Source organism: Gemmatimonadota bacterium (assembly GCA_022560615.1).
Classification (GTDB): Bacteria; Gemmatimonadota; Gemmatimonadetes; order Longimicrobiales; family Gaopeijiaceae; genus UBA1138.
This window is the reverse complement of the sequence record JADFSR010000081.1, coordinates 1-6611: the sequence shown is the minus strand read 5'-3', so window position 1 is coordinate 6611 and position 6611 is coordinate 1. Positions and strand designations below refer to the sequence as shown.

The window sequence follows — 6611 nt, the reverse complement described above, 5'->3', positions numbered from 1 at the left end:
AATCGCTGGCTGGATAGTTCCGTATCGGCATTGTCGCCGCCCAATTGTCAGTGGCCGTGAAAGGACCAACATCAATGAGCTCCCAAACCCCCATTTCTGATGTTAGGAACGTCATTGATCTCGGTCTAAAGAAGTGGCCCGGCGTGAACTACGGGAAACATCCCGCCTACGGAGGCGCGTTTAAGAGGCCTGGCGTCGGTCGCAGAATGGCCGCTCTCAAGGCGTTCGCTCCATATTTCACAAGTCAGGTGAAAGTAGCTCTCAGACCAAAAACCGGTTGGAGCCGCCCAAAACTAGATGAATCACAAGGCCCGGTATACAACACTCTTATAACGGACGGAATTGTTGGTTTTCAGATTCCTGAATCCGACAAACGAGAGTTGAAATTGCTGGTTGCCACTCCGATCGCAAAACTCAAGGCCAACAAGAAGACGGTCGACACCTTCGACTTCGACTGGCCCGCGCCGGCTTACGAGGTGACCGCCCTCTCGCCGCCGCCCGACCCCGTGGCCGGGAAGATCGTGTAGTCGGGCGCCGGCGGGAGCACCTGCGCCTGCACCTGCCCGGCCGCGACGCCGCCCGTCAGAACGGCGAAGGTGGCGGTGGCCCGCCAGCTGGCCCTGGCACGGAGCGATGTCACCGGTACTCCTCGCGGCTCCCCGTCAGCTCCCGACTCAGCTCTCTCAGCCTGCGTCGCGACTCCATGTCGTACGCCTGGGCGTTGGCTCGCCGAGGCACGAGTTGGTTGAAGAACTGACCGCCCTCGATCTCGTCGGAGACGATGAGCTGCATGACGGCGTCCGCTCCTTCCCCGATCGTAGCGCGCGGCGTGACTCCGGCTCGGCGCACCATCCCGGTCGGCATGTACGTCGCAGGGTGCAGGGAGTTCACCAGGACGCCCGTGCCCTGAAGCTCCTCATGCAGGTCGAGGGTGTGCCCGACCTGGGCGAGCTTGCTCTGGCCATACGCCCGCCCGCCGCTGAAGTCGTTCTCGATCATCACGTCATCCCAGTCGATGGGTCGCTGCGCGAGCGAGGAGACGTTCACGATGCACGCCGGAGCACTCTCGATGATCCGAGCCTTCAGCAGGTTCGTGAGCAGGAAGGGCGCCAGGTAGTTCACCTGGAAGCGGAGCTCGTGGCCCTCCTCGCTCAAGAGCCGTTCGTCGGGCGCTGAGCCCAAACCGGCGTTGTTGACCAGCACGTCGAGTCGGCCGTAGTCGGTGAGGACCGCTTCCGCGAGGCTCCGGACCTGATCGAACGAGGCGAAGTCGGCCCGGTAGAATCGTGCGCTTCCGGGTCCGGCGTTGATCTCGTCGACGACCTCCATACCCCGGTCGTGACTTCGCCCGTGCACGATGACGTGAGCGCCACGCGCGCCCATGCGGAGCGCGACCTCTCGTCCAAGGCCGCTGGTGGAACCAGTCATGAGCACGATCTGCTGGCCCGCTGTCGGTGCCGTGCCGTCCTGGGCGTGGCTGGGATTCGCGAGCACGGCGAGGCCTGTGATGATTCCTGCACAGGCGAGAAGTCTGTGAGCAGTGCCGTTCATGGGGTCCTCGATGGTTCGACAGTGGGGAACGCCGGCGGCGAATATAGCGATCGGCTCCGCGAGCCGGGAGTGGACGGCGCCGAGCCAGGAGACGACGAGCGTCTCCGGCTGTCGCAGGTCTCATGAGGGGCGCATTGGCCTTGTATCCCCGACCGGAGGCGACACGATGGCGGCACGCAGCTCACGAGCGCATAGGACCCCCGAGGACCTCTACGGCGTCTCGGACCCGACCTCTCATGACCTGACTCGTCGCGAAGCGCTTCGCCGCGGGAGTTCCGTCGCGGCGGGCGCGGCATTCTTCCCCACCGACTTTGCGGTGCGCCTCGCACGGATCCGCCCCAAAAACTCCGGTTACCTGTCGGGACCTGAGGAGAACTGGGCGGATCTCAGCGGAGCAAGTAGCTCCCCCCGGGTACGAATCGCTTGCCCGATCTGCTCGCGGGTAGGATGTTGCCGCGCATGAGCGACGACCCCATCACCCGCCTGAACGCAGCCCTCGAAGGCCGCTACCGCATAGAGTCCGAACTCGTGAAGCTGGCCGAGGAGTTGGAGAGGTAAGGTCTTGGACGAAAACGCCGAGATCGATGAGGCGGCCGAAGCGCCGCACGCCATCCAGTGTCAGGTATGCGATCGGAAGCTGATGGGCCTGTCTTACCCGGTGGTCTATCGGCCCGAGACGCTCGATAACCTGAACCTCGTCCACAGCAGCGAGGAGGGTGCGTAGTGTGGCTACTGTAGACGGGTCACCGTATTCGTTCGTGACCCTGGAGCCTAACGCCCGCCGCGCTGGAACGAGAAAACACAGACGCCCTCAGGGCGTGAGTCTCACCCACGTGGCTTGGAAGCGGCGGGTACCAGTTCCGTCCGTGAACTCATGGGTCCACACCCTGCGAAATCCCTCGGTCGTCAGTTCGGCGTCTCGTGCCAAGAAACGGTCCTGTGCCGACCCCGTCCTGTTCCAAAACTCAGCCGACGCCAGGATCTAGAGTTTGCAGGACCACTAGTGTTGTGCTGCCAAAGTCCCTAGCCCTCGCGCTTGTTTGTGGGTAGCTTATATGCATGGCAACGAAGACGAAGAAGATACGGCTACGGCGCGGAGATCGGCGGATACTTGAAGAGTGGGTTCGGTCCCGGACGATGGCACGCCGGCAGGTAGAACGGGCGAAGATCGTACTGGCGGCGTCTCGGGGAGAATCGAGTCGGGCGATCGCATCGTCGGTGGGAGTGGCCCGAGACACGGCACGATTGTGGATGCGGCGCTACGAGGCGGAGGGTCTCAAGGGGATCGAGGAAGACCGTCCACGCTCGGGTCGCCCGCGAACGATCACGCGGGAGATCGAGGAGATGATCGTACACAAGACGGTGAGCGAGGACCCGCCTGCGGGCGTGTCGACGCACTGGACGACACGTCTGATGGGTGAGGCGCTCGACATGCACCCTGTGACGATCTGGAGGGTGTGGCGCAAGCACGGCCTGAAGCCGCATCAGGTGAAGCGCTTCAAGCTGTCGCGCGACCCACGGTTGGTTGAGAAGCTTCACGACGTGGTGGGGGTCTACATGAATCCACCCGCAAACGCCGTCGTATTCTCATTCGACGAGAAGAGTCAGATCCAGGCCCTGGACCGTACGCAGCTGGGCCTACCCCTGAAGAAGGGTCGCGCAGGAACCATGACGTATGACTACAAGAGGTACGGCACGACGACCCTCTTTGCGGCCCTGGACATGGCTACCGGCCACGTCATCCATGACTGCATGCCCCGTCACCGGCATCAGGAGTTCCTGAAGTTCATGAAGACCGTCGAGCGCAGTGTCGAACCCGACCTCGATATCCATGTCAGGTCAAGTCCCGGGTTGTGTGTAAAAGCGCGTGAGGCTGCTCCTTGGTAATTCGTCTAGGCTGCCTTGTCGACCTCCTTGGGCTCGAGGAGTGACAGGTCGAGGTATCGGCGGCTGGCCCAAGCCTCGGTGGTCCGGAGTGCGACGGCGGTGATGAGGCGAAGCGCGCTGGCGCGGTCGGGGAAGGCACCGACGGATCGGATGCGGCGCTTGATCTCGCCATGCAGTCGTTCGAGTCCATTGGTGGTTCTCAGACGCCTCCAGTGCGCCTCGGGAAACGCGTAGAACTGCGTAGCGGCAGCGAACCCTCGGTCCAGCACGGTCATCGCCTCAGGGAGCTCCTTGCTCCAGCGGGCTTTGATCTCGGCCAGACGTTGCTTCGCGCCGGCCAGGCTGGGTGCCTTGAAGACGGTGGCGACCTCACGGGCCATGCGTTTACGTAGGCGATGCGGGACCTTGGCCATGACGTTGCGTTGTAGATGAACCGTGCAACGCTGGCGGCGTACTTCGGGCAGGAAGCGACGCACGGCGGCTGCCAGGCCCGCGTGCTCGTCGGCGATCACGAGCTGGACGCCACTGAGGCCCCGGTCGAGAAGCTGTGTGAGGAGTTCTCCCCAGCTCGCCTCTGATTCCTCCGCGCCGATCGTGATGCCAAGAAGTCGGCGGTGGCCGTCCGGCCCGACCGCGTAGGCCACGAGCGCGCTCACGTTTTCGACCTTGCGTGCCCAGCGTGCATCGAGATACGTCGCGTCCAGGTACAGGTAGGGGTGTGGGCCCTCGATGGCTTGGCTACGGAGCTCCTCGACGGCCTGCTCGAGTCGCTTGGCCGTACGGCTCACCGTCGAGCGCGAGACCTGCTCGCCCATGAGCGCTTTGGTGACCTCGCCCATCTTGCGTTGCGATACCCCGCTCACGTACGCCTCCACGATCATGTCGTCGACCTCTGCTGTCCTGCGCTGGTAGCGACCCATGACGTCTGCGGGCGAGCCCTCCCGGCTGCGTGGTACCGTCACCTCGATCTGGCCCATGCCGGTCAGCAGACGCCGCAGGTAGGTCCCGTTGCGGTGGCCCGTCCGGCTCCCAATGCGCTCGAAGCGTCGGGCTCCGACCATCGCCTTCAGCTCCTCCTCGAGCACCATCTCGAGCGTGAGTCGGATCGCGCCCTGAAACAGTGAGCGTAAATCCTGGCGTAGCTCGTCTTGTGTCGATGCTTCTACTGCGATCATCTTTTCCATCTGAGGAAGCTCCTTTCCAGGGTTACGGTCCTGCTTCGCAGGCCTCGAACTCCCTGGGTTCATTTGACGGTGAACAATTCAAAAGGAGCTTCCTCTTTCTTTGCCAGCCTGTCCACCCGCTCCGGACACCTTCTCGCTTTTACACAATCTTAGGGACACTACCGAGCTCACCGCACCGAACGCTTGGTTGTACGCGGTCGTGGACGCGTCGGGAGCCGAGTTCGCGCGGCCGCTTCGGCTTACTCTCCTCGACCTCGACCGCGTTGGGCAGGAAGCGGTGGGCCCCGCGGAGCCGGTTGCGCCACAGTTGCTGCCGGGCCATGTAGTGCGCCTCTTCAGACCTTTCGAAATGCAGCACGCCTTCACGCTTCGGGCGGGGCGGCGCGAGTACGTGGCGCGAAAGATGACCGTCCTCCCTGGAGCCAATTTCGACGGTGCTGCGGTCGACGCAAGTATGAGAGACTCGAGCCGGTCCGACGCCTTGATCCGTCGGTATTCGGCGTAGAGTCGAGTGATACGTTGCGCAATCCTTCACAGAACGCAAGATATATATTGCTCTTGATCTATGGTAAGGCAAGGCTTAGCTTGCGATTTCTGTGGATGGAGACAAGCTAAAGCTTGCCAGACGCGAGCCTCGATTGAGAGGAATGCGGTATGAAGGCCTCAGACAGACGAATTCGAGATCTGGCCAGACACCAGTTGGATCGGCGCCTGGAGGAGATCCGCAGATTGGCTCCCAATTTGCAGACGCCCCAAGGTGGGTGGGTGGGTGCACTGAGAACCGCATACGCGATGAGCCAGGCGGACTTGGGTCGGCGTATGGGCATTTCTAGGCAAGCGGTCAGCCAGTTGGAACAGCGAGAGTCTGACGGTTCCGCCACGCTCAAAGCACTAGAGCACGCAGCTCAAGCTCTAGGTGGCGAGTTGGTGTACGCCATTGTCCCCAAGCAATCCATAGCTGGAGTGCTCGAGAGACGAGCTCTGCGTCTGGCCACCCAAATGACCGGGTCGGTTCGCCATACGATGCGTCTGGAGGACCAAGCGCCGGAGTCGGACCTGGACGAACGGGCGAACGCTCTAGCCCAGGAGTTGCTCGCATCCCCCGGACAACTGTGGTCCATTCCCGATGACGAGTGAGCTTCCCCACGGGGCTACCCCTATCGACCCCGATGAGGCCGAGGGGCTGCTACACGCGCACGTTTCGAAGCGTCATGAGTTGGACGAACTCGAAGAGGCAAACATTCACCTAGGGCTGGAATGGGCCCAACGAAGGGCGATTCTCGGGAGGAGGCGGGCGGACGTCCTCATGGAGGACTTCCTCTACGAACTACATCGGCGAATGTTCAGCGCTGTTTGGGCTTGGGCTGGCCAGGTGCGCCGAACTGACAAGAACATCGGAGTCGATAAGCTCACCATCCGTCCGGAGGTCAGGAAGCTGGTGGATGATGCACGCTATTGGCGGGAGAACGAGGTCTACGGACCCGACGAACTTGCGGTGAGATTCCACCATCGCCTCGTTTGGATTCACCCGTTTACGAACGGCAACGGACGACACGCCAGAATGATGGCAGACCTGATTACACAACAGGCGGCCCGGCCTCCGTTTTCATGGGGAGGCGCGAGTCTGATCGCGACATTGGAGCTACGAACCGCGTACATCAGCGCCTTGCGCCAGGCCGATCGGGGCGATGTAGGACCGCTGCTGGACTTCGCTCGGTCGTAGTGCGTACAGTTTTCTTGAGCTACACCGTGCCGCGTCTCAGGATCAACTTTGAAGTGCAACGTGTGTTATACGCGGAGTAGTACATAACGATGAAGCCCCTCTAAGTTTGAGGTCTATTTAGCTGGGTTAGATCGAAGACCTCTCCGGTCTTGAGGAGACGAAGGGTGAGCGCGGCGAGCTTACGGGCCAGCGTCACACGAGCGACCGAGGAAATACTGACACCAAGCCCATCATCGTCGAGAACCTCTTCGAGGAGTTGAGTGAGC

Annotated in this window: 8 protein-coding genes; 6 read left to right on the top strand and 2 right to left on the bottom strand. The window is 62.1% G+C overall.

Going from position 1 to position 6611, the window contains the following annotated elements; all coding sequences use genetic code 11:
* Positions 1 to 74 precede the first annotated feature (74 nt).
* A complete protein-coding gene (locus tag IIB36_20020; GenBank protein ID MCH7534028.1) occupies positions 75 to 527 on the top strand; it encodes a hypothetical protein in 453 nt (150 codons plus the stop codon).
* A 109-nt stretch (positions 528 to 636) separates the two neighbouring features.
* On the opposite strand, the gene IIB36_20015 is transcribed toward IIB36_20020, so the two are convergent.
* A complete protein-coding gene (locus tag IIB36_20015) occupies positions 637 to 1551 on the bottom strand; it encodes an SDR family NAD(P)-dependent oxidoreductase (GenBank protein MCH7534027.1) in 915 nt (304 codons plus the stop codon).
* Positions 1552 to 2113: 562 nt separating this feature from the next.
* Between IIB36_20015 and IIB36_20010 the strand changes: the two genes are divergently transcribed.
* Both IIB36_20010 and IIB36_20005 read left to right on the top strand, forming a co-directional pair.
* Positions 2114 to 2275, top strand: coding sequence for a hypothetical protein (locus IIB36_20010; GenBank protein MCH7534026.1), 162 nt, complete (start codon positions 2114 to 2116; stop codon positions 2273 to 2275).
* A gap of 335 nt (positions 2276 to 2610) precedes the next feature.
* A complete protein-coding gene (locus IIB36_20005; protein ID MCH7534025.1) occupies positions 2611 to 3438 on the top strand; it encodes an IS630 family transposase in 828 nt (275 codons plus the stop codon).
* Positions 3439 to 3443: 5 nt separating this feature from the next.
* On the opposite strand, the gene IIB36_20000 is transcribed toward IIB36_20005, so the two are convergent.
* A complete protein-coding gene (locus IIB36_20000; GenBank protein ID MCH7534024.1) occupies positions 3444 to 4622 on the bottom strand; it encodes an IS256 family transposase in 1179 nt (392 codons plus the stop codon).
* A 199-nt stretch (positions 4623 to 4821) separates the two neighbouring features.
* Between IIB36_20000 and IIB36_19995 the strand changes: the two genes are divergently transcribed.
* The 3 genes from IIB36_19995 (at position 4822) to IIB36_19985 (ending at position 6345) form a co-directional block, all read left to right on the top strand.
* A complete protein-coding gene (locus tag IIB36_19995) occupies positions 4822 to 5127 on the top strand; it encodes a hypothetical protein (GenBank protein ID MCH7534023.1) in 306 nt (101 codons plus the stop codon).
* Between the two features lie 149 nt (positions 5128 to 5276).
* The gene (locus IIB36_19990; GenBank protein ID MCH7534022.1) at positions 5277 to 5759 is read left to right on the top strand and encodes a mobile mystery protein A; all 483 of its coding nucleotides are present in this window, start codon (positions 5277 to 5279) and stop codon (positions 5757 to 5759) included.
* Positions 5749 to 6345 carry a mobile mystery protein B gene (locus tag IIB36_19985; protein MCH7534021.1) on the top strand — a complete coding sequence of 199 codons (597 nt, stop codon included), beginning with the start codon at positions 5749 to 5751 and terminating at the stop codon, positions 6343 to 6345. Before IIB36_19990 ends, IIB36_19985 begins: the two co-directional genes overlap by 11 nt.
* The last annotated feature ends 266 nt before the right edge of the window (positions 6346 to 6611 follow it).